Raw genomic sequence first — 21,567 nt, forward strand, 5'->3', positions numbered from 1 at the left:
CTACGAAAGATCGTACTTGGCGGCGGGGTGAAGCTGGAATAGGCTGGAATTAGAAGAAGGGAAGAAGAGGAGGCGGCGCCGAATGCAAGAGGACGAGACGAAGGTTCGTGCGGGAGAGGCTGCAGGACAGGGCGTGAAGGAGAACTCGCAGGAATTGCCGGGGGGCGAGGAGGCAGCGGAAAAGTTCGAGCGCCAAAACGAGGAAGCAGGCGATCGGGAGCCAGCAAGCGAGCGTAATCCAGCTGCCGAGCGCGGCCAGAACGAGAGGCGCGTGCAGCGGCACGAGGCCGAGCGGCGGATGAAGGCGGAGCTGCTTTCCTATCTGGCGGCTCTGTTTTTGGCTCCGCTGGCAGCGTCTGTAGGCATCAGCTTGTTTCTGCTGGAGCCGGGAGTTCTCATTCCCGTCCTTCTGTTCAGCTGGATCGGCACGTTATGCGTTGCTGTGCCTGTGTCGTGGATGGTCGGCCGAATTGTCGGCAAAGGAGGCGGCCCGGCCCGGGCTGCGCTCGCGGTGCTTCTGCACGGCGTCCTCGGAGGAGGACTGGTGCTGGCGTTTGTCGTCCTGGCCCAGCCGAATGCTCTCGGCAGCCTGTACAGGGACGGCTTCGCCCTTGTTTTTGTCCTGTCCGGCGCCGCCAACGGCTTCGCCTATGGACTGATCCGGCTTGCCTGCCGCTCGCTGCTGCTCGGCCGATAGGAATCATCTTCAAAAGAAGATCCATATATCCAACTCATTGCAACCATGATATGGTTAATTCAGCCTCATTCCGACATCAACAAACGGTACCCGAGCATAACGAAGTCCTCGAAGTCCCATTCCTCCGTCATCCAAAAAACGACGGTGGCGGACCTTTCGCTGACGCACGAGGTCGCGGTCATGTAGATCATGGAGCGGCTCGGAATCGGCGTCGATGAAGGGGAGCAGCTTCGCCGGCTGCGCAGGACGAGATGCGGGAGTACCGGCACGACGTAAGGCCGCGCAGGACAAGATGAAGGACCGCCGCTCGTGCTTACGCAAGCGGCGGCCGCGAGGAGGAAGGAAGCATGCTGGCGGCAGAGCGCTACGAGCAGATCGTGCAGCTGGTCAACGAGCGCGGGAGCATCCGCGTCACCGAGCTGAGCGAGCTGTGCCGGGTGACGGAGGAGACGATCCGCCGCGACCTGGACCGGCTGGAGCAGGAGGGGCGGCTGCGCCGCTCGCACGGCGGCGCGGTCAGCGTCCGCGACGCCCAGCCGGAGACGCCGTTCGCGGAGCGCGAGGTGACGTTCGCCCCGCAGAAGCGGCGGATCGCGGCGGAGGCGGCGCGGCAGGTGCGTCAGCGCGAGCGCATCCTGCTGGATGCGAGCTCCACGTCGTGGTACATGGCGCGGGAGCTGCCGGACATGCCGCTCACCGTGCTGACCAACTCCGCTCGCGTCGCCGTAGAGCTGGCGGCCAAGGAGCAGATCCACGTCATCTGCACCGGCGGGCAGCTGGCGCGGGGCTCGCTCAGCTTCGTCGGCCCGTCGGCCGAGCGGTCGCTGGAGGAGTACCATGTCGACAAGGCGTTCCTGTCGTGCAAGGGGCTGCATGTCGAGCGCGGCCTCAGCGAGTCCAGCGAGCTGCAGGCGCGGGTCAAGCAGCAGATGCTGCGGATGGCCGACGAGGTCGTGCTGCTGGCGGATGCCAGCAAGATCGGCCTGCAGTCGTTCACGCGCTTCGGCAGCCTGGAGCAGGTCGGGCGGCTCATCACGGACGACGGCATCACGGCCGAGGCGGCGCAAGCGCTGCGGGACTGCGGCGTGGCGGTGCTGGTGGTGTAGGCGGAGGGCGGGCGGCAGGTGAGGAGTATGGCGCAGGCTGTTGGCTGGCAGAACAGCTTGAGCTGATCTGCGCCGCAGGATAAAAAAGAAGCGACATATGCCGGCATTTCGACGAAAAGAGCATGAAGGCATAGGTCGGGAGCGCAGACGTAAGCCGCAAGAACGCGCTGAATATGAAGATCGGCCAGGCTTGGAAGTTGATAGACTTCATTTCAGATGAAATGAGGTCCTTTTTGTGCGTGGACGAAAGGTCAGATTGTCGGACAGCCCTGCTCCATTCGTATCGTAGAGGAGGGCAGCCAGCGCTAACGAAACTACGAGACGCTATTTGTCTTAAAAGAGGTCATTTGAAATTGTAACGCAACTGAGGAGCGTTATTAGGGGGTGAAACGCCCATTTTGCAGGCTAAATGGCTCAATAACGCTTGAGAGTTTCGTTAGAAATTTTGAAAGGCCTTTTGGAGCGAAATAGCGTCTGTGAGTTTCGTTAAGAATCGGTCCCCTCATTAGTCGATGCGGGCGAGCGAAATTTTTTAAGAAACAGACCCAGGTATTGCCTCGTCCCTACGCGTTCGGAGCCGGCCCCCCTCCCGTCCAGCCCGCGTCAAGGCTGCGCGTCGTCCCATCGCATACCAGCCCAGGCACCGAGTCGCGCCTGCGCTCTCCTGCCCAGGCGCGCTTTCTTCCCTCACGCTCATGCCCAGACGCCGCCTCGTCCCCTCGCGCTTCCCTCCGATCCCTGCGTCATCCCAACGCCCCAGGCCGTGCTCCGCGCGCAGCTCGCCGGACTTGACTCCCTATCCCATCCGCGCCTTTCAACAAACCCTCATCAGGTGAAATATCTCTACCCAAAAAGCTATCTCCCGAATGCGCCGTCGCCGCCTCCTCGACGCCTTCACACCGCCCATTCTCTCCGCCAATCCGCCCGAACTCTCCTTCTTCCACCAGCCTTCGACATAAAATAAACAAAATTAAATAAATTAAATAAAATTAAATTTTGTTGTTTACAGATCCCGCGGCCCGGGCGTATAATCAAACCGTTCCTTGTAAGCGCAATCAATTCATCGCTTGCATGACGCATCCACTTCACAATTGGGGGATTGGGAGAATGAAAAAGACGACGATGCTGCTCAGCGCGACGATGGCGATGGCGCTGCTGGCGGCCGGCTGCTCCGGCGGCAACGGCAACGGCAATGGCGGCGGCAACGAAGGCGCGGCCGGCAACTCGGACACCGGCAAGGAGAACGCGGCCGGCAGCGGCGGCGAAGCGTCGAAGGAGCCTTTCACCATCAAGATGGCGCTCATGGCCGGACCGAAGACGCCGGACTCCTGGGCGGAGAAGGCGCTCGAGGGCGAGCTCGAGAAATCGATGGGCCGCAAGGTCGACGTGCAGCCGATCTTCCTGCCTGACTGGTCGGAGCTGAACACGAAGATCAACCTGCTCATGAGCGCCAAGGACACGCGTCCGGGCATCCTGTGGACCGGCGACACCAAGGAGTACACCAAGTGGGTCGATGCCGGCATCGCGCAGGACGTCACCCCATCCCTCCAGAAATACGGCAAGGAAATTCTCGACTACTACCGCAAGGACACGCTGTTCTACCACTGGGACAAGAGCGGCAAGATCTTCCGCATCCCCGGCGACGTGCCGGAAGCGAGCTACATGACGACGATCGTGCGCAAGGACTGGCTCGACAAGCTCGGCCTGCAGCCGCCCAAGACGCTCGACGAATACATCGAGGTCATCCGCGCCTTCGCAAGCGGCGATCCGGACGGCAACGGCAAGAAGGACACGTACGGCATCTCCGGCGACAACTACTACCGCTCGCTCGCGCCATTCTTCTACGCCTACGGCCTCGACGTCGAGAACTTCGTCAAGAACGCCGACGGCTCGATCCAGTTCGGCGCGCTCGATCCGAAGGTCAAGGACGTGCTGAAGCTGCTCAGCGAGCTGTACAAGGAAGGCGTCATGGACCCGCGCATGACGACGAGCGCCAACAACGACGACAACAAGGTCAACGACATCTACGCCTCCGGCAAGGTCGGCTCGTTCTACCGCTGGGTCGACTACTTCAACCCGGGCAACTCGGTCAACATGAGCTTCAAGAAGCTCAACCCGAGCGGCGAGTACATCTCGATCGCGCCGATCCAGGGGCCGGACGGCTTCAGCTCCGACCTGCCCGATCCGGGCATCGGCTGGTGCTACCTCGTCGTGACGGACGCGACGGACGTCGACAGCGCGGTGCAGGTGCTGAACACGATGGCGACGCCGGAGGTGTTCAAGAAGATCACGTTCGGCAACGAGGGCGAGCACTACACGATGGAGAACGGCATCTTCACGCCGACGATCCAGCCGGAGGAAGGCAGCAAGCTCGGCTTCGGCAACTTCGGCTGGTACATCCAGCGCAAGGACGCCGCCAACATCAAGAACACGCCGGAAGTGACGAAGATGTTCGAGGACAAGATCGCCACCAGCCAGCCGATGCGCGACAAGATCGTCGTGTTCAAGGCGATCGACCGTCCCGAGTGGGACCGCTACTCCGCCGACGTCAAGAAAGTGCGCGACGAGCTGTTCTGGGGCATCATCACGGGCAAGACGCCGCTGGATTCGTTCGACAAGTGGCCGGCCCAGTACGAGAAGCTCGGCGGCAAGAAGATCGACGAGGAAGCGGCAGGGCTGTTCGAGAAGCAGCAGGCCGAGCATGTCGAGTACGACAAGTGGTATGAGGCCAACATCACGCCGTACAAATAAGCCCGCCCAATAAGCCCGCCTGAAGGAGGAGCGCCACATGGCTGCAACGAAGCCGGCCGTCATGGCCGGAAAGCGGACGCGGGAGGCCCGCGGCCCGCTGCTGAAGGACATCGTCCGGGACCGCTACCTGTACCTGCTGCTGCTGCCCGGCCTGCTTCTGGTGCTGGTGTTCAAGTACATGCCCATGTACGGCGTCATCATCGCGTTCCAGGAGTACAACATCTACAAAGGCATCACCGGCAGCGAATGGGTCGGGTTCGACCAGTTCACCCGTCTGTTCAACTCGCCGGACTTCACGGAGATTCTCGGCAACACAATCCTCATCAGCGTCTACAAGCTGGTCGCGTCGTTCACGCTGCCGATCCTCCTGGCGCTGCTGCTCAACGAGCTGCGCAGCAAGCTGTTCAAGCGCTTCGCGCAGTCGGTCGTCTATTTGCCGCACTTCATTTCCTGGGTCATCTTCTCGGGCATCCTCATCACGTTCCTCAATCCGGTCGACGGCCTTATCAACCTGATCCTGCAGCGCTTCGGCGCCATGCCGATCGACTTCCTCGGAGACGTGCGGTACTTCCGCTCGATCCTCGTCATCAGCGACATCTACAAGGAAGTCGGCTGGGGCACGATCATCTATCTGGCGGCGATCGCCGGCGTGAGCGCCGACCTGTACGAGGCGGCCCGCATCGACGGCGCCGGCAAGCTGAGGCAGACCTGGCATGTGACGCTGCCGGCGATCCGGCCGGTCATCCTCATCCTCGTCATCCTCAGCCTGGCGAACATCCTCGAGGCCGGCTTCCAGCAGATCTTCCTGCTGTACAATCCGCTCGTCTACGACGTCGCCGACATCATCGACACGTACGTCTACCGCGTCGGCATCCAGGAGGCCAACTACAGCTATGCGACGGCGGCGGGACTGTTCAAGTCGGCGGTGGCGATGACGCTCATCCTGACCGTGAACACGATCGTCAAAAAAAGCGGCCAGGAAGGCCTGTGGTAAGGGAGGCGAGGACGAGATGGCTTTGTCCCGAGGCGAACGCGCCTTTAATGTAGCGAACATCCTGTTCTTCATCCTGCTGATGGCGCTCATGATCTACCCGTTCTGGTACATGATTATGGCGTCGTTCAGCGACCCCGACCTGACGGCGAGCGGGGGGCTGTTCCTCGTGCCGGCAGGCTTCTCGATCACGGCGTACCAGGCGGTGTTCCAGAACGTCTCGATCCTGTCGGGCTTCAAGGTGACGATCATCACGACGGTGGCCGGCACGCTGATCGGCACGTTCCTCTCGGCGGGGATGGCGTATGCCGTCTCCAAGAAAAGGCTGCGCGGCGGCAAGCTGTTCTCGCTGCTCATCCTGTTCACGATGCTGTTCAGCGGCGGCCTCGTGCCGTCGTACCTGCTCGTCAAGATGCTCGGACTGATCGACAGCTACGGCGCGTTCATCCTGCCCGGCGCGATCGGCGCGTGGAACATCTTCGTCATGATCAGCTTCTTCCGGGGCATCCCTGACGAGCTCGAGGAAGCGGCCAAGATCGACGGGGCGAGCGACCTGACGGTGTTCTTCCGCATCGTGCTGCCTCTGTCCAAGCCGGTGCTGGCGACGGTCGGCCTGTTCATCGCGGTCGGCTACTGGAACGACTTCTTCTCCTCGGTGCTGTATGCGACGGAGAAGGACATGTGGCAGCTGCAGATGGTGCTCAAGGACCTCATCAGCAACACGTCGCAGGCGATCTCCCAGGCGGGAATCTCGGTGGCGGTGCAGCAGCAGGTCAACCCGTTCACGGTGAAGATGGCGTCCATTCTCGTCTCGAGCGCGCCGATCCTGGCGGTGTATCCGTTCCTGCAGAAGCATTTCGTGAAAGGAGCCCTCATCGGCTCGGTCAAAGGCTGACGCGAAGCAGCTCCCGGATCTTGGCGTCCGGGGGCTGCTTTTCATTTTCATCCGGAAGGGAGCTGCATGAACGATGCCGCTGGCGCAAGTCGAATTTTTCTCGGAAACGCTGAGCTTGTCGAGCTCGCTCGCGGCCGTCATCCCGCAGCGCGGGGCAGCCATCGGGGCGGAGGGGGCGCCGGGTAGCGGACCGCCCTGGCCGGTACTGTACCTGCTGCACGGGGCGACGGACAACCACATGAGCTGGCTGCGCTACAGCTCGATCGAGCGTTACGCACAGGAGAAGGGCATTGCCGTGCTTCTGCCGTCGGTGCATCTGAGCTTTTATTCCGATCAGCAGCAGGGCCTCGATTACTTCACGTTCCTGAGCGAGGAGCTGCCGGACGTCGCGGGCGCGATGTTCCGGCTGTCGGAGCGGCGGGAGGATACGTTCGCGGCCGGGCTGTCGATGGGCGGCTACGGCGCGTTCAAGCTCGGCATCCGCTGTCCGGAGCGGTTCGCCGCCGTGGCGAGCCTGTCAGGCAGCCTCAGCCAGCGGACGCGGCTGACCGGCGAGTCGCCGATCGCCAATGAGACGATGCTGCGCATGGCTCGGCTCACGTTCGGCTCGGCGGAGGCGTACGACGGCAGCCCCGACGATCTGGCGCATGTGCTGGAAGGGCATCTGGCGGCGGGCACGAAGCTGCCGCGCTTCTACCAGGGCTGCGGGACGGCGGACTTCAACTATGGGCTGAACCTGGACTTCCGCCGGCAGTTCGAGGATCGGATCGACCTGACCTATGTCGAGACGCCGGGAGCCGGCCATGAATGGAGCTACTGGGACGCGGCGATCCGGGACGTGCTGGACTGGCTGCCGCTGGGCGGCGGCGAGGCGGAGAGCCGCCATGCTGCGGACGGAGAGGAAGGATGGAGATGAGCGTGGAGACAGAGATGGACATGGAAAGGGACGTGGAGAGGGAGGCGGGAAGGCGGGCGGAAGGGCGGGCGGAAGCGGAGCGGGAAGGCGGGCGGAAGCGGAGCCGGCCGCTCGCTTTACCCGCCGTTGCTGGAGTTTGCTCGCTCCGGCCCGCCTCATGCGGCCTGGTCGAGCAACGCCAAGGCGAAGCGGCTGCTAGGCTGGGAGCCGAGACGGGGTGGGCTGAGTACGACTTATCCAGCTCCATGATTGTAGGAGCTGGCATTTGATGAGCTTGTCACTCCTCCACACTCACCACAAGGAGGCGGAGAGGAGCAGCACCAGCGCCGGGCGTTGTCGCCGGCAGGCTCCTGGGGGTAGAATGAGAGGGAAGCGCATTCAGGAAGGAGGTGGCTCGGCCTGACCCGGCAGGAAGGAGGCGGCCGAGTGTCTCTCGTTTTCCAACAGAACGCATCTAAGGAGGGAAAGGCATGAAACATGCCTTCATAACAGGCGCCGACCGAGGCGTCGGCTACGCGCTGGCGCTGGAGCTGCTGCGGCGCGGCTATACCGTATTCGCGGGGCGCTACATGCCGCAGTGGCAGGAGCCGGAAGAGGTGCCGGCAGCGTGGGCCGAGCGGCTCGTGCCGATCGCCCTCGACGTCGCCGACGGGGAGAGCGTGCGCGCTGCGGCAGCGGAAGTGGCTCGCCGGACGGACCGGCTCGACCTGATCGTCAACAACGCCGGCATCGCCGGCGACAAGGAAGCGAGCGCTTTCGGCGAAATCGATTACGAGGCGATGTTCCGGCTGTTCGCCGTCAATGCGGTCGGCCCGCTGCGCGTCGTGCAGGCGCTGAGCGGCCTGCTGCTCGCCGGCGAGGACAAGCTCGTCGTGAACATCTCCTCCGAAGCGGGGCAGATCAACCAGACATGGCGGGAAGGCTGGTACGGCTACTGCATGTCCAAGGCCGCGCTCAACATCGAGTCGAACATCCTGCACAACGAGCTGAAGCCGCGCGGCGGCCGCGTGCTCGTCATCCACCCCGGCTGGGTGCGGAGCTATATGGGCGGGAAGCTGAGCGAGGAAGGCACGTTCTCGGCCGCGGAGTCGGCTGCCGGCATTGCTTCTGTCATCGACGGGCATCTGGCGGACCGGACGCCTCGCGAGCATCCGGCCTTCATCGACAACACCGGCGCGGAGATGAGCTGGACGTAAGGGGCGCTCTGGCCGCGCAGACTGAAGGCCCGGGGGAGCTCCCCGGTTCGCTGCCTTTCCGCCATGGACCAAAGACACCATCTTTCCAAGGAGGAATCATTCATGACTACATCCGAAGGACATCTGCCCCGCGCACTCGTCATCGGAGACAACGGAGAGCATGCGCCCTATCATCCGCTGGACGCGGTCTTCCCGGAGCTGGAGGCGATCTTTGCCGGCGCCGTGGAGCTGGAGCGCACGGAAGAGTATAGCCGGCTGCGCTCGGAGGAGCTGGCGCCTTATCGCCTTGTCGTCTCCTACTCGGACCAGTGGCGTTCCGGCAAGCAGCCGGAGGAGATCGAGGGATTGCTGTCGTTCGTGAGGGAGGGCGGAGCCCTTCTCGTCCTGCACAACGGCATCTCCTTGCAGGCCGATTCGGAGCTGGCCGAGCTGATCGGAGGCTTTTTCACCGGGCATCCGGATTGGACGGAGCTGTCGTACTCGCCGACCGAGGCGGGCCGCGCGCATCCGATGCTCAGCGGCGTGGAGCCGTTCCGGATGGAAGAAGAGCCGTACCGGTTCGACCCGGCGACCGTGTCGACGGCGTCCGTGCTGCTGGAATACGAGCATGAGGGCAGCCGCTGGCCGGCAGCCTGGGCTCGTGCGCGCGGCGTCGGACGCGTCGCCTACCTGTCGCCGGGCCATCGCCGGGAGTCCTTCCTGCATCCGGAGTACCGCAAGCTCGTCCGGCAGGCCGGACTGTGGGCGCTGGGGGCGCTGTAAGGAGCTATAGAGCTGCAGCGTGGAAGACGCCGCAGCTCTAAAGACGCCGCAGCTCGGAAGGCGTTGCAGCTCGGAGTCTCAGCAGAACTGGAGACGCCGAGTTCCGGAGTTCATGCAGCTCGACAGGCGTCACAGGCACCGTAGCTCAGGCAGGCCGCTCTAGCTGCTGCAAGTGTGGCGGACTCTTCGGAGCTGCATGTGCGCTAAGCGCGGCAAGCGCATGAGGCTGGACCATTTGACCCTGCGCGGCACTAAGCCGAAGCTGTCGGACCGGCGTGTGCTGGCTCGCATGCTCTTGCTTCAATTTTTCAATGCGCCTGAATCTGGTCGCATCCGCTGAAATTCCGCTTGCAGGCAGGCGCCCGCAGCGGCTAGAATGATCTCATCCAGCAGCGATAGATGATGGTCAAGAATTCTGTGGCGAAGAACGCCCGGTTCCACCTTTCGGTTAGCGGCAGCTCTCGATGGTTCGAGAATGCCCGGCTATTCGACGAGGAGGAGCGGGGCTTTTTTTGCATTCTAATCCTGGAGGAGGAACGGCATGGACAGTCGTCAAGAACATCGATTCGAGGAAGCGTGCCAGGCTTGGATTCAGCACCATATTCAAAGCAGCCAGGGGGAAAGGAGGAGGCGGCTGCAGCAGGACCACCCCCCCCAAGGATCGGCTGTTTCTGAAAGAAATCTGGTTCCCGGTGTTCGGGCACTTCAACGATCTGCATCCGCATTATGAAGTCCAGGATGAGAAGGGCGCGCCGGTCTTTCTTGATTTCGCGTGGCTGCCCGGCAACCAGCTTTTCCATATCGCGGTCAAGGAGTTCGAAACGTATGCCAGGCAGACGGCGGAGGAGCGCGACAGGGAGATGTTGTTCAACATGTATATGAGCATCAGCGGATTTCGGACGCTGCCGATCGCTTATGACACGCTGGTGGAAAATCCATCGCTGATCCGTTCGCTGATGGCTGCATTCAAGGAAAAGGCGGAGAAGGAGAAGTTCGGCATTTACCCGTCAGGAATGCGCGTCTATCGCGATCTAGAATTGCCTGAAGGCTGGAAGCGTCGTTGAGCCGCGCCGGATTTTCACGTCACGCCGGCGATCGTCGAGGGCAGTCTTTTGCTTCGTCGCATGAGCAGTGGCTGAAGCGGCACCTCGATGCGCGAACGGGAGAGCGGAAGGATCGGCTCAAGCGAGGGCATGCCCATGGAGAGATCCTTTTCCTGCGTGCGGTATGGTGGCCGCTGTTCGGTCATTTCGACGACCTTCATCCCGAATACGAGGTCAAGGACTGGAGAGGAGCCGCTTGCTATCTGGACTTCGCCTGGTTCGCCGAGGGGGTGAGCTTCAACATCGATGTCAAAGGCTTCGGTCCCCATGTGCAGCGGATCGATCGGACCGGCTACAGAAGAGAAGCGATGCGGGAGATGTTCCTTCACTCGCACGGATTCCGCACTTTGACCGTGGCGTACGACTCTTTGATGGAGGAGCCGGATCAAATTCGGGATCTGATCGCTCTGATTGCCCGAAGCGGCTCGAGCCTCTCCGTCGGGGCCGATCGGGAAGAGGGGCGCGGCGAAGGCGGCATGGGTCGAGTGGATGCGGCTTTGCTGCGCTACGCTCATGTTCATAGCGGCGATGTCTATCCGTTCAAGGCTGCGGAGGCGATCGGCGTCCATCGGCGGACGGCGGCGATCCATTTGAAGCGGTTGACGGAAAAAGGTCTCTTCGAGCCCGTCGCTGTCGGAGGCAAAGTGTGCCGCTACCGCCTTCGCCCGAAGTAGGCGAAGCGGCGCGCTTGCCAGGCTTTCTTGTGGCGACGCCTGCCTCCGCAAGCTCGATCGTCGGAACGACAAGTTCAATAATCAGAACGACTGTAATAGCGGATAGCTGCCTAGCTTGGCTGCTTTCGTAGTCGGTTTATGACTCGCCAGAGTTCGGGCTCTTCTTGGCAGGGCGGGCTATTCTGAATCCAAGGCAGAAATGTGCCTTGAAAAGGTGGGAAGTGCGTTGAAATTAAAGATCCAAGTCACATAAGTGCCTTGGACTGGTGGGGGACGGGTTGAAAATAAAAATCCAAGGCACAAATGTGACTTGGATGGCTAAAATCGCTCTGAACATAAAAATCCAAGGCACAAATGTGCCTTGGATGGACGGAAGGCGAGCTGCGGCGATGCGCAGCCGCTGCTGGTCGAGCTCAGCTGAAAATCACGCTGAGCTCGAACCGCGTTTGGCGTGATACTCACGCTGAGCTCGAACCGCGCTTGGCAGTGCCGGCGCGCTAAGCGCCCAAGGCGGCTTCCGCCGCGAAGTCCATGCGCCGACCATCGAGGGCACCTTCCGTAAGACGAGCAGCCCCCGATTGCTTGAGCCGCACCAAGCGCAGCCCTTCGAGCGGATCGCCGGAGGCGCGCGGAGCAGGTGTACGGCCAGCCAATCGCCAAAGGCGCACGAAGGAGGTACCCGGCGAGCTATACGCCGAAGGCGCAATCCGCTTGCCAAGCTGCCGCATCAAGCGCTGCCCGGCTCCCCGCCTCACCGCTTCATCCGCGGATCGAGCACGTCGCGCAGGCCGTCGCCGATCAGGTTGAAGCCGAGCACGGTGAGCATGATCGCGAGGCCGGGGAAGAGCACCGTCCACGGCGCCTTCTGGATGAGCTGGCGCGAGTCGGACAGCATCTTGCCCCACTCCGGTTCCGGCGGCTGCGCGCCGAGGCCGAGGAAGCCGAGGGCCGCGGCCTCGATGATCGCGGTCGCGATGCCGAGCGTGCCTTGCACGATGATCGGCCCGAGGCTGTTGGGCAGGATGTGATGCAGCAGGATGCGCGAGCTCTTCATGCCGAGCGAGCGCGCGGCGACGATATATTCCTCCTCGCGCAGGCTGAGCACCTTGGCCCGGACGAGCCGGCCGAACACCGGCACGTTGACGATGGCGATCGCGAGCAGGGCGTTCTGCAGCGACGGCCCGAGCGCGGCGACGATGGCGATCGCGAGCAGGATGCCGGGGAACGCGAGCAGGATGTCGAACAGGCGCGAGATGATCGCATCCCACCAGCGGCCGTAGTAGCCGGCGAGGATGCCGAGCAGCGTGCCGGCGACGATCGAGCCGAGCACGGAGGAGACGCCGACCCACAGGGAGATGCGGGCGCCATGGATGAGCCGGGAGAGGATGTCCCGCCCCAGGTCGTCCGTGCCGAGCCAGTGCTCCCCGCTCGGAGGCTGGAGCCGGTTCATCAGCTCCTGCTCCTTGTAGTCGTAGGGGGCGATCACCGGAGCGAGCGCGGCCACGAGGATGAAAAAGACAATGATGCCGAGCCCCGCCATCGCCATGCGGTTGCGGCGGAAGCTGCGCCAGGCGTCCCGCCAAGGGGACGACGCCTCTTCCTGCTTGGGCAGCGGGACGGGCAGGCGCACAGCCGGTTGCGACACGGATACCCCTCCTACTTGTAGCTGATGCGCGGATCGACTGCCGCATACAGCAGATCGACCAGCAGGTTGATGAGGACGAAGAGGAACGCGATGATGAGGATGCCGGACTGGATGACCGGATAGTCGCGCGCGCTGATCGCATCGAAGATGTAGCGTCCGATGCCGGGCCAGGCGAAGATCGTCTCGGTCAGCACCGCGCCGCCGAGCAGCAGGCCGAACTGCAGGCCGATGACGGTGAGCACCGGGATGAACGCGTTGCGCAGCGCATGCTTGTAGATGACGCCGAGCTGCGACAGCCCTTTGGCCTTGGCGGTGCGGATGTAGTCCGAGCGCAGCACCTCCAGCATGCTCGAGCGCGTCATGCGCGCGATGATCGCCATCGGGATCGTGCCGAGCGCGATGCCCGGCAGGACCAGATGCTTGAGCACGGTGCCGAACTGGTCGAACCGGCCGGCGACGAGCGTATCGATCAGGTACAGGCCGGTGACGGCGTCGACCGGATCGCGCGGGTTCGCGCGGCCGATCGACGGCAGCCATTTGAGCTCCAGCGCGAAGATCCACTGCTCCATCAGGCCGAGCCAGAATATCGGCATCGACACGCCGACGAGGGCGATCAGCATGCTGGCATAGTCGAACCACGAGTTCTGCCGCCAGGCGCTGATGATGCCGGCGTTGACGCCGACTACAATCGCGAACAGCATCGCGAACGCCGTCAGCTCCAGCGTGGCCGCCAGATACGGCCCGATCTCCGTGGCGATCGGCTCCTTGCTGCGGATCGATTGGCCAAGATCGCCGCTCAGCAGCTTGCCGAGATAGTCGCCGTACTGGACGTACAGCGGCTCGTCGAGCTTCAGCTCCTGGCGCAGCGCTTCCTTCGACTGCGGGCTCGCCTTTTCCCCGAGGATGACCTCAGCCGGATCGCCGGGGATGGCGCGGATAATCATGAACACGATGACCGTCATGCCGAGCAGCACGGGGACGAGCATCAGCAGGCGGCGGATCGCATAGTTCAGCATGGCGGCCTACTCGAAGTAGACGTCGCTGTACGGCTCCCCGCCGGTCGGCGAAGGCACGTAGCCCTTGAGGCTCGCCTTGCCCGCCAGCAGCGGCGTCGAGTGCACGAGCGGAACCCACGGCGCGTCCTGCTTGATCAGCACCTGCGCCTGCTTGTACAGCTCCTCGCGCTTGGCCGGGTCCGTCTCGGCCTGGCCTTCGCTCAGCAGCTTGTTCACTTCTTCATTGGAATAGAAGCTGTAGTTGTTGCTGCCGATCGTATCCTTGTGCAGCAGCGTGAACAGGAAGTTGTCGGGATCGCCGTTGTCGCCGTTCCAGCCGAGCATGTACAGGTCGTCCTTCTCGCCATCCTTCGCGTCGTCGAGGTAGGTCGCCCACTCCGGCGATTCGATGCGCGTCTTGACCCCGATCTTGGCGAAATCCGCCTGGATCGCTTCGGCCACCTTCTTGCCGTCCGGCATGTACGGGCGCGCGACCGGCATGGCGTAGAACACCATCTCCTCCGGCAGGCCGTTCGGGTAGCCGGCTTCGGCGAGCAGCTGCTTCGCCTTTTCGAGATCGTACGGATAATCCTTGATGTCCGCGTTCCAGCCGAGCGTGCTCGGCGGCATCGGGTTGACCGCCGCTTCGGCGAGGCCGGCGTAGAAGGCGCTGATGATGCCTTCCTTGTTGACGGCGTGGCTCAGGGCAACGCGCACCTTCGGATCGTCGAACGGCTTTTTCTTCAAGTTGAAGCCGACGTAGCCGACGTTGAACGACGGACGCTCGATCTTCTGCAGCTCGGCGTTGCTCTCCAGCGTGCCGAGATCATCCGGGTTGACGCCTTCCATCAGGTCGATCTCGCCGTTCTGCAGCGCCGTCAGGCGAGCCGAGTTGTCCGGAATGACCGTGATGATGACCCGCTCGAGCTTCGGCAGGCCGGATTGCCAGTAGGTCGGGTTCTTCTCCACGGTGATCGACTCGCTGCGCTTCCACTCCTTGAAGACGAACGGACCGGTGCCGACCGGCTCGCTCTTGAACTTGTCCTTCTTCTCCTCGACCGCCTTGGGCGAAGCGATGCCGAACGACGGCATGGCGATGTTCTGCAGGAACGGCGCCTGCGGCTTGTTCAGCGTGAACTGCACGGTAGCGGGATCGACCGCCTTCACTTCCTTGATGACGCGGGCCCCTTCGGGTCCGAACATCGAGTCGTAGTAGTAGAACGAGTCGCCCTCGTACTTGTTCGGACTGTTCGGATCGCTCCAGCGATTGTAGTTGAAGACGACGGCGTCGGCATTGAAGTCGGTGCCGTCATGGAACTTGACGCCTTGGCGCAGCTTGAACGTATAGGTCAGTCCGTCGTCCGACACGTCATAGCTCTCGGCGAGGGCAGGCTGGACCTCGGTCGTGCCCGCTTTGTAAGACAGCAGTCCTTCGAAAATCTGCTCCGTCACCTTTGTCGATTCGCCGTCGGTGACGATGGCCGGATCGAGCGCGGCGGAGTCGCCGCCGCGAGCGACGATGAGCGTGTCCTGGGAGCTGGCCGCGCCGTCGGTCGGCGCTGCGCTGGCGGTCGGCGCCGGGCTGCCGCTCGCGCCGCCGTTTTGCGCCGCAGGCGCGTTGCTGTTGCCGCTGCAGCCGGCGATGGCGAGCGTGGCGGCGAGCAGCATCGCCGTGGCGGATGTCCATTTGGTGCCTTTGATGATGGTCAAGATCGATTCCTCCCCTTGTCGTTGGCTGGTGCCGAGTCTGGCCTTGCCTTGCTGTATAAGTTGAAATCTCCGCCTTTGAGGGTCAAGGATAGAGATGACAAGCCGTTCCATGCCCCTCGCCGTCGAACTTCAGCGGAGGCCGCTGCGCGCGGCAGATGTCCATCGCGACCGGGCAGCGCGTATGGAACACGCAGCCTTCCGGGACGTTCGCGGGACTGGGCACGTCGCCTTGCAGCACGATCCGCTCGGCGGCCGCTCCGGGCACCGGATGGGGAGCCGCGGACAGCAGCGCCTTGGTGTACGGATGACGCGGTTCCCGGTAGAGCGGACGCTTGTCCGCGATCTCGACGACGCGGCCGAGATACATGACCGCGACCCGATCGCAAAAATGCTTCACGACGCTCAGGTCATGCGCGATGAACACATACGTCAGTCCCATGCGCTCCCGCAGGTCCTGCATCAGGTTGAGGATCTGCGACTGGATCGACACGTCGAGCGCGGATACCGGCTCGTCGGCGACGATCAGCTTGGGCTCCAGCATGAGCGCCCGCGCGATGGCGACGCGCTGCCGCTGGCCGCCGGAGAATTGATGCGGGTACCGGTCGAGCTGCCAGGCGCTGAGGCCGACCGTCTCCATCGTGCGGGCGACCCGCTCGCGGCGCTCCGCCGCATTGCCGATGCCGTGCACGATCAGCGGCTCCTCGAGGATCTTGCCGATGCGATGCCGCGGGTTGAGCGAGGCGAAGGGGTCCTGGAAAATCATCTGCATGTCCCGTCGCTTGCGCCGCAGCGCCTCGTCGCTCAAGGCGAGGACGTCTTCGCCGTCAAAACGGACTTGCCCGCTCGTCGGCTCCAGCAGCCGCAGCAGCGAGCGGCCGGTCGTCGACTTGCCGCAGCCGCTCTCCCCGACGATGCCGAACGATTCGCCGCGCCGGACCCGGAAGCTGACGCCGTCGACCGCCTTCACCTGGCCGGACACCCGCTGCAGCAAGCCGCTGCGGATCGGAAAATGGGTGCGGAGCTCCTCGACTTCAAGGAGCGCTTCCGCCTCCTGGGGGTTGTCCATCTTCGCCGCTGCGTTCAATTCGCCACCTCCTGGGTCGTATTCAGCCAGCAGCGCGACCGGTGGGAGGGATTGGCGCCCGCGATCAGCTCCGGCAGCTGCTCGGCGCAGATGGGCATCGCATGCTCGCAGCGCGGAGCGAAGCGGCAGCCCTGGGCGATCGCGCCGGGGCGGGGAACCTGGCCGGGGATCGAGTACAGCCGATCGCGCTCCTCGTCCAGCCGCGGGATGGAGCGGATCAGTCCCTGCGTGTAGGGATGGCGCGCATCGGTGAGAATATCATGGACGGAGCCTTCCTCGACGACTTTGCCGGCATACATGACGACGACCCGCTCGCACAGCTCCGCGACGACGCCGAGATCATGCGTAATCATCATGATCGCCGTGCCGGTCTCGCGGTTGAGGGTCTTCATCAGGTCGAGGATCTGGGCTTGGATCGTCACGTCGAGCGCCGTCGTCGGCTCGTCGGCGATGAGCAGCTCCGGCTCGCAGCAGAGCGCGATCGCGATCATGACGCGCTGCCGCATGCCGCCGGACAGCTGGTGCGGGTAAGCCCGCGCGACGCCCTCGGCGCGGGGGATGCCGACCTTGCGCAGCATCTCGACTGCGATCTCGGCGGCTTCCTTGCGCCTCATCGAACGATGGACGCGCAGCGTCTCGCCGATCTGATCGCCGATCGTCAGCAGCGGATTGAGCGAGGTCATCGGCTCCTGGAAAATCATCGAAATCTCGTTGCCCCGCACCTGCTTCATCCGCTTCTCCTTGGCGCGGAGCAGGTCCTCGCCCTTGAAGCGGATCGATCCTTTCGCATAGCGGGCAAGCGGCTCGGGCAGCAGCCGCAGGATCGACAGGGAGGTGACGCTTTTGCCGCAGCCGGATTCGCCCACGATGCCGACGATTTCGCCGGATCGCACGGTCAAATCGACTCCGTCCACGGCTGGCAGTTCGCCGCGGTCCGTGGCGAAGTACGTATGCAGGTCGGTTAATTCCAGCAGGCTCGGTGCCATGCCATCTCTCCCTTATGACTTTTTGGATGTTTTTTACTTTAATGCGTTGGTGCATCATGAAAGCAATGCGTTGATTCGATTGCTTTCCGCTTCGATTCCTGCCAAAGACAGCCATGAATCAACAGAATTTTACGTCATATTTCATGCCATTGATTGTAAATCAAAAGCAGTAGATTCGTAAATAGTGAATAAACAGTCGAATAGATTTATAATTACTTATATTATAGTGTATGTAAGCGCTTTATAGCTGAGGAGGAAAGAGGCTAAAGTCCCAATTATGGATCGTCATGCTAATTGGAGTTAGGTTTGTTGACGTAATTCGACACGAAATTATATTCAAATTATTCAGTCTTTATTGGAGATACAATCGGAGAATAGAACAGAATAGGTCTATTATTTATGCGAAATGCAGCATGTTTAATGATGGAATCATGGATGTCGATCGCGGTTAGGTACGAAGATGCAAGAACGGATGATCGGGGGTATCGGAAACGGAACGAAGCTTCAGCTTTTGCTGAAGCATGGGGTCGAAACAGAGGGATGCGGCTTTCCTCTAACTGACTTCGCGTTTCTGAGGCACGCGCAGCAACCGGATCGCGAGCTCGCCCGCCAAGAGCAGGAACGCGATGTTGGCGTACAGTGCGGCCGTATATCCGGCAGCGTAGGGCAATCCGACGAGGCCGGTGAACAGTCCGGTGAACAGATGCAGCGTCATGTTGTTGAAGCAGAAGGCATAGCTTCGGATCATCAGGCGCTTGTGGGCGGCCAGCCGCCGCTTGCGGGCTCTCCGAATCGCAAGCAGCGTGAGCGCCGGCCAAAGGATGTTGAGCAGGTTGAACGGGACGCTGGTCCATTTGCCGCCGGTCGCATAGGGCGCCATGTAGCCGGAAGTCAAGCAGACGAGAAAGACGCAGACGAAATAGGCATAGCCGTTCCAGCGATGCAGGCTCAAGCGGCGCGGCGTGCGCCGGCCAGCCGGAGCGAAGCCGAGCAGGCCGCAAGCAGTCGCCACGCAGGCGGCTGCGATATGGACCTGCAGCACGGCCAGCCATAAGCTCAGCCTGTCCGGGCCTTCGCCGGCCGGCTTGAGCGCCAGGAAGCCGGCTGCTTGCGGGTCGGCCAGATAAGATTTGTAGAGCACATAAGCGACGGCGGCGGCAGCGGCGGCAGCCAGCCAGCGGAGGGCAGTTTTGGATGACATGGAGGGGCTCGCTTTCTTGTTGTTATGTTGGCCATTGTATCATGGAGGCATGCCCGCAGGTTGACCCTTTTCGTTCACAGGCGTATAGTTGTTGTGACAACTAATGCTTCTGACAGAAAGAAGGACATCCCGCATGCACTCACCCGAAGACTCGATTCATTCCCGATCCGGTCCGGCGTACGGCGCGAGCCTGGACGATTCGATCGGATTTTTGCTTGGCGCGGCGTATCGGAAGGTAAGCCTGACCTTGCTGCAGCAGCTGCGCGACTGGGACATCACGCCCGAGCAGTGGGCGATGCTGGCGCGCATCTGCGAGCGCGGCGGGCGGATCCAGAGGGAGCTCGGCGAGCTGACCGGAAAGGACAAGCCGACCACCACGCGCATTCTGGAGCTGCTCGAAGCAAAAGGGCTCATCGTCAAGCGAGCCGACCCGAAGGATCGGCGCTCGCAGCGCATTTACGCTACGGAGCAGGGAGAGCGGCTCCTGGCCGAGACGACCCCGGTCGAGCGCGCGGCGCTGGACATCGGGCTCGGCGCGCTGCTGGAGGAGGAGCGCGCGCAGCTGCGCGCGTTGCTGCAGCGGATCGTGAAGCCGCGCCAAGAGGGCTCGAACGATGGGCGCTGAGCCGCTCACGCTCCGCAAGGAGCCGTTATGGACGCGTTCGTTCATCGTGCTGACGCTTGGAGCCTTCCTCATGTTCCTTTGCCTGCAAATGCTCATGTCGCCGCTGCCCTCCTACGTCGAAGAGCGCTTCGCGCCGGGGGCGTTCGTCATCAGCCTCGTGACGAGCCTGTTCGCGCTCGCGGCGATTGCCGCCCGCTTCGCGACGGCGTGGATGCTCGGCCGCATCTCGCGCCATGTCGTGCTGTTCGCGGGCCTCGCCCTCTCCGCGCTGGCGACGCTCGGATTTTCCGCCGCTCGAAGCATCGAGGCGCTGCTGGCGCTGCGCGTGCTGTTCGGCATCGGCTTCGGCATGGCCAGCACCGTGCTGCCGACGCTGGTGACCGGCATCATTCCGCCGCGGCGGATGGGAGAAGGCGTCGGCTACTTCGGCCTATCGAGCAGCATGGCGATGTCGCTCGGCCCGATGATCGGGCTCGCGATTATGGACGGCATCGGCTTCCGTGCGCTGTCGCTGACCGGAGCGGCATCCTCGCTCGTCATCATCCCGCTGCTGCTCGTCTTCCGAGCGATACCGCCGGTTCGGCGCCGCGAGCCGGCTCCGTCAGGCGGCAGGACTGCTGCTGCCGGATCGACCGGAGCGCGAGCGAGCGCAGGATCGGCAGAGCCAGGCGGCCGGGCTGCTGCGGAGAGAGCTGATGCCGGATTGGCCGGAGCACGAGCGAGCGCTGGATCGGCAGAGACAGGCGTCCGGGCTGCTGCGGAGAGAGCTGATGCCGGATCGGCCGGAGCGGGAGCGAGCGCTGGATCGGCAGAGCCAGGCGGCCGGACTGCTGCGGAGAGAGCTGATGCCGGATCGGCAGCGGCCGGAGCAGTCGATGAGACCGGCCACAGCGAGGCTGGGCAAGCTTGGCTGCCGGCGCTGCTGAACGCGCTGATGGCGATAACGTATGGCGGCCTACTCAGCTATCTGGTGCTGTTCGGGCGGGAGATGGGGTTGCCGAACATCGGCCTGTTCTTTCTGCTGAACGCCGTCGCCATTCTGCTCGTACGGCCGATCGCCGGCCGGCTGTTCGACCGGCACGGGCATCTTGCCGTGCTGCCTGCGGCCTCGCTGCTGCTCATGGGCGGCCTGCTGCTGCTGAGCTGGTCCGACACGACGGGGCTGCTGCTGCTTTCGGCGCTGCTGTATGGACTCGGCTTCGGCTCGATCCAGCCGACAGCGCAGGCATGGATGCTGCGCAGCATGCCGGCTTCCCGCCAGGCGTCGGCCAACAGCCTGTTCTACAACTCGACCGACCTCGGCGTCGCGGTCGGCTCGATGCTGCTCGGCGCCGTCGCGGCCTCGACCGGCTATGCGCTCATGTACCGCTGGGCGGCGTTGTCGATGGTGCTGCTCCTCGCCGCCTATGGCGCAGGGCTCGCTTTCAGCCGCCGCCGAGCGGTCCGCGCCTCTTAGGCGGAGCGGGCGTAGGCGGAGCGGGCGTAGGCGAAGCCGGAACGGCCGGCGCGAAGCGGCGCGCGCTCTGCGGAGCGGAGCTCGTCGCGACGCCAGAAGCTTTGCCCAGCGGGAGTTTGACGCCAATGGGCCTTTTTCGATGAAAAGGGACGAATCGAGCCTCGCTCGGTTTCGTCCCTTTGTTTCGTTTAGGAAGCGAGTTCTCGCTGTCGGGGTGAGGGGAGGCGGCGACCGTCGGAGCTGCGCGGAAAACCCGAGTAACTCGGCTCGAACAGATGCCCTACCGGCGGAGCTACGCGGAAAACCCGAGTAACTCGTCGAACAAGTGCCCGACCGGCGGAACTGCGCGGAAAACCCGAGTAACTCGGCTCGAACAGATGCCCTACCGGCGGAGCTACGCGGAAAACCCGAGCAACTCGGCTCGAACAGGTGCCCGCCCGGCGGAATTGCGCGGTAAAATCGAGTAACTCGGCTGAACAGGTGCCCGACCGGCGGAGTTGCGCGGAAAACCCGAGTAACTCGGCTCGAACAGGTGCCCGACCGTCGGAGCTGCGCGGAAAAATCGAGCAACTTGGCTTCGATTGGAGCGTCCGGCAGGCGTTAAGTCGAAAAAATCGAGCTAATGGGCTTGGAGTGGAGCGTCCGGTAAGCGTTAAGTCGAAAAAATCGAGCTAATGGGCTTGGAGTGGAGAGTCCGGCAGGCATTAAGTCGAAAAAATCGAGCTAATGGGCTTGGAGTGGCTGGTCCGGGAGGCATTAAGTCGAACAAATCGA

General features: G+C 62.9%; 18 protein-coding genes. 11 read left to right on the forward strand and 7 right to left on the reverse strand.

The window, feature by feature from the left end:
• Positions 1–82: 82 nt before the first annotated feature.
• The 9 genes from HGI30_RS04895 (at position 83) to HGI30_RS04935 (ending at position 10,378) form a co-directional block, all read left to right on the forward strand.
• Complete coding sequence (locus tag HGI30_RS04895) at positions 83–697, forward strand: hypothetical protein (protein WP_168906618.1); 615 nt, start codon at positions 83–85, stop codon at positions 695–697.
• Positions 698–1,044: 347 nt separating this feature from the next.
• Positions 1,045–1,803: a DeoR/GlpR family DNA-binding transcription regulator gene (locus HGI30_RS04900; RefSeq protein WP_168906619.1), complete on the forward strand. Its 759-nt coding sequence runs from the start codon at positions 1,045–1,047 to the stop codon at positions 1,801–1,803.
• Positions 1,804–2,910: 1,107 nt separating this feature from the next.
• Positions 2,911–4,554: a type 2 periplasmic-binding domain-containing protein gene (locus tag HGI30_RS04905; protein WP_168906620.1), complete on the forward strand. Its 1,644-nt coding sequence runs from the start codon at positions 2,911–2,913 to the stop codon at positions 4,552–4,554.
• 37 nt (positions 4,555–4,591) lie between these two features.
• Complete coding sequence (locus tag HGI30_RS04910; protein ID WP_235680328.1) at positions 4,592–5,548, forward strand: ABC transporter permease; 957 nt, start codon at positions 4,592–4,594, stop codon at positions 5,546–5,548.
• A 16-nt stretch (positions 5,549–5,564) separates the two neighbouring features.
• Entirely contained in the window at positions 5,565–6,440 is an 876-nt protein-coding gene (locus HGI30_RS04915) for a carbohydrate ABC transporter permease (RefSeq protein WP_168906621.1), read from the forward strand.
• 73 nt (positions 6,441–6,513) lie between these two features.
• Positions 6,514–7,356 carry an alpha/beta hydrolase gene (locus HGI30_RS04920; RefSeq protein ID WP_168906622.1) on the forward strand — a complete coding sequence of 281 codons (843 nt, stop codon included), beginning with the start codon at positions 6,514–6,516 and terminating at the stop codon, positions 7,354–7,356.
• A gap of 470 nt (positions 7,357–7,826) precedes the next feature.
• Complete coding sequence (locus tag HGI30_RS04925) at positions 7,827–8,552, forward strand: SDR family NAD(P)-dependent oxidoreductase (RefSeq protein ID WP_168906623.1); 726 nt, start codon at positions 7,827–7,829, stop codon at positions 8,550–8,552.
• Between the two features lie 102 nt (positions 8,553–8,654).
• On the forward strand, positions 8,655–9,314 hold the full coding sequence (locus HGI30_RS04930) for a ThuA domain-containing protein (protein ID WP_168906624.1): 660 nt from the start codon (positions 8,655–8,657) through the stop codon (positions 9,312–9,314).
• Between the two features lie 512 nt (positions 9,315–9,826).
• Entirely contained in the window at positions 9,827–10,378 is a 552-nt protein-coding gene (locus HGI30_RS04935) for a hypothetical protein (RefSeq protein ID WP_168906625.1), read from the forward strand.
• Between the two features lie 14 nt (positions 10,379–10,392).
• Here HGI30_RS04935 and HGI30_RS04940 read toward each other — a convergent pair whose 3' ends face one another.
• The 7 genes from HGI30_RS04940 to HGI30_RS04970 form a co-directional block, all read right to left on the reverse strand.
• Positions 10,393–10,986: a hypothetical protein gene (locus HGI30_RS04940; protein WP_168906626.1), complete on the reverse strand. Its 594-nt coding sequence runs from the start codon at positions 10,984–10,986 to the stop codon at positions 10,393–10,395.
• 856 nt (positions 10,987–11,842) lie between these two features.
• Positions 11,843–12,736, reverse strand: a complete 894-nt coding sequence (locus HGI30_RS04945; protein ID WP_168906627.1) for an ABC transporter permease — start codon at positions 12,734–12,736, stop codon at positions 11,843–11,845.
• 11 nt (positions 12,737–12,747) lie between these two features.
• Positions 12,748–13,752, reverse strand: a complete 1,005-nt coding sequence (locus HGI30_RS04950; RefSeq protein ID WP_168906628.1) for an ABC transporter permease — start codon at positions 13,750–13,752, stop codon at positions 12,748–12,750.
• A 6-nt stretch (positions 13,753–13,758) separates the two neighbouring features.
• Complete coding sequence (locus tag HGI30_RS04955; RefSeq protein ID WP_168909735.1) at positions 13,759–15,399, reverse strand: ABC transporter substrate-binding protein; 1,641 nt, start codon at positions 15,397–15,399, stop codon at positions 13,759–13,761.
• A gap of 124 nt (positions 15,400–15,523) precedes the next feature.
• Positions 15,524–16,507 (reverse strand): ABC transporter ATP-binding protein, encoded by a 984-nt coding sequence (locus tag HGI30_RS04960; RefSeq protein ID WP_168909736.1) that lies wholly within the window; start codon positions 16,505–16,507, stop codon positions 15,524–15,526.
• Between the two features lie 14 nt (positions 16,508–16,521).
• Positions 16,522–17,511 (reverse strand): ABC transporter ATP-binding protein, encoded by a 990-nt coding sequence (locus tag HGI30_RS04965; RefSeq protein WP_168906629.1) that lies wholly within the window; start codon positions 17,509–17,511, stop codon positions 16,522–16,524.
• A gap of 553 nt (positions 17,512–18,064) precedes the next feature.
• A complete protein-coding gene (locus tag HGI30_RS04970; RefSeq protein ID WP_168906630.1) occupies positions 18,065–18,712 on the reverse strand; it encodes a DUF2306 domain-containing protein in 648 nt (215 codons plus the stop codon).
• A gap of 133 nt (positions 18,713–18,845) precedes the next feature.
• On the opposite strand from HGI30_RS04970, the gene HGI30_RS04975 reads away from it, so the two are divergent.
• Both HGI30_RS04975 and HGI30_RS04980 read left to right on the forward strand, forming a co-directional pair.
• The gene (locus tag HGI30_RS04975) at positions 18,846–19,337 is read left to right on the forward strand and encodes a MarR family winged helix-turn-helix transcriptional regulator (protein WP_168906631.1); all 492 of its coding nucleotides are present in this window, start codon (positions 18,846–18,848) and stop codon (positions 19,335–19,337) included.
• Positions 19,327–20,793: an MFS transporter gene (locus HGI30_RS04980; RefSeq protein ID WP_168906632.1), complete on the forward strand. Its 1,467-nt coding sequence runs from the start codon at positions 19,327–19,329 to the stop codon at positions 20,791–20,793. The genes HGI30_RS04975 and HGI30_RS04980 overlap by 11 nt, the downstream gene beginning before the upstream one ends.
• The last annotated feature ends 774 nt before the right edge of the window (positions 20,794–21,567 follow it).

Origin of the sequence: Paenibacillus albicereus (genome assembly GCF_012676905.1) — a bacterium.
In the GTDB taxonomy this organism is placed as follows: Bacteria; Bacillota; Bacilli; order Paenibacillales; family Paenibacillaceae; genus Paenibacillus_O; species Paenibacillus_O albicereus.

Bases quoted from the DNA above. Each gene is read 5' to 3' on its own strand.
- HGI30_RS04960 (WP_168909736.1), bottom strand. From the start codon at position 16,507: ATGGACAACCCCCAGGAGGCGGAAGCGCTCCTTGAAGTCGAGGAGCTC.
- HGI30_RS04940 (WP_168906626.1), bottom strand. From the start codon at position 10,986: ATGGACGCCGATCGCCTCCGCAGCCTTGAACGGATAGACATCGCCGCT.
- HGI30_RS04955 (WP_168909735.1), bottom strand. From the start codon at position 15,399: ATGCTGCTCGCCGCCACGCTCGCCATCGCCGGCTGCAGCGGCAACAGC.
- HGI30_RS04980 (WP_168906632.1), top strand. From the start codon at position 19,327: ATGGGCGCTGAGCCGCTCACGCTCCGCAAGGAGCCGTTATGGACGCGT.
- HGI30_RS04925 (WP_168906623.1), top strand. From the start codon at position 7,827: ATGAAACATGCCTTCATAACAGGCGCCGACCGAGGCGTCGGCTACGCG.
- HGI30_RS04965 (WP_168906629.1), bottom strand. From the start codon at position 17,511: ATGGCACCGAGCCTGCTGGAATTAACCGACCTGCATACGTACTTCGCC.
- HGI30_RS04915 (WP_168906621.1), top strand. From the start codon at position 5,565: ATGGCTTTGTCCCGAGGCGAACGCGCCTTTAATGTAGCGAACATCCTG.
- HGI30_RS04905 (WP_168906620.1), top strand. From the start codon at position 2,911: ATGAAAAAGACGACGATGCTGCTCAGCGCGACGATGGCGATGGCGCTG.
- HGI30_RS04900 (WP_168906619.1), top strand. From the start codon at position 1,045: ATGCTGGCGGCAGAGCGCTACGAGCAGATCGTGCAGCTGGTCAACGAG.
- HGI30_RS04920 (WP_168906622.1), top strand. From the start codon at position 6,514: ATGCCGCTGGCGCAAGTCGAATTTTTCTCGGAAACGCTGAGCTTGTCG.
- HGI30_RS04895 (WP_168906618.1), top strand. From the start codon at position 83: ATGCAAGAGGACGAGACGAAGGTTCGTGCGGGAGAGGCTGCAGGACAG.
- HGI30_RS04975 (WP_168906631.1), top strand. From the start codon at position 18,846: ATGCACTCACCCGAAGACTCGATTCATTCCCGATCCGGTCCGGCGTAC.
- HGI30_RS04950 (WP_168906628.1), bottom strand. From the start codon at position 13,752: ATGCTGAACTATGCGATCCGCCGCCTGCTGATGCTCGTCCCCGTGCTG.
- HGI30_RS04970 (WP_168906630.1), bottom strand. From the start codon at position 18,712: ATGTCATCCAAAACTGCCCTCCGCTGGCTGGCTGCCGCCGCTGCCGCC.
- HGI30_RS04930 (WP_168906624.1), top strand. From the start codon at position 8,655: ATGACTACATCCGAAGGACATCTGCCCCGCGCACTCGTCATCGGAGAC.
- HGI30_RS04910 (WP_235680328.1), top strand. From the start codon at position 4,592: ATGGCTGCAACGAAGCCGGCCGTCATGGCCGGAAAGCGGACGCGGGAG.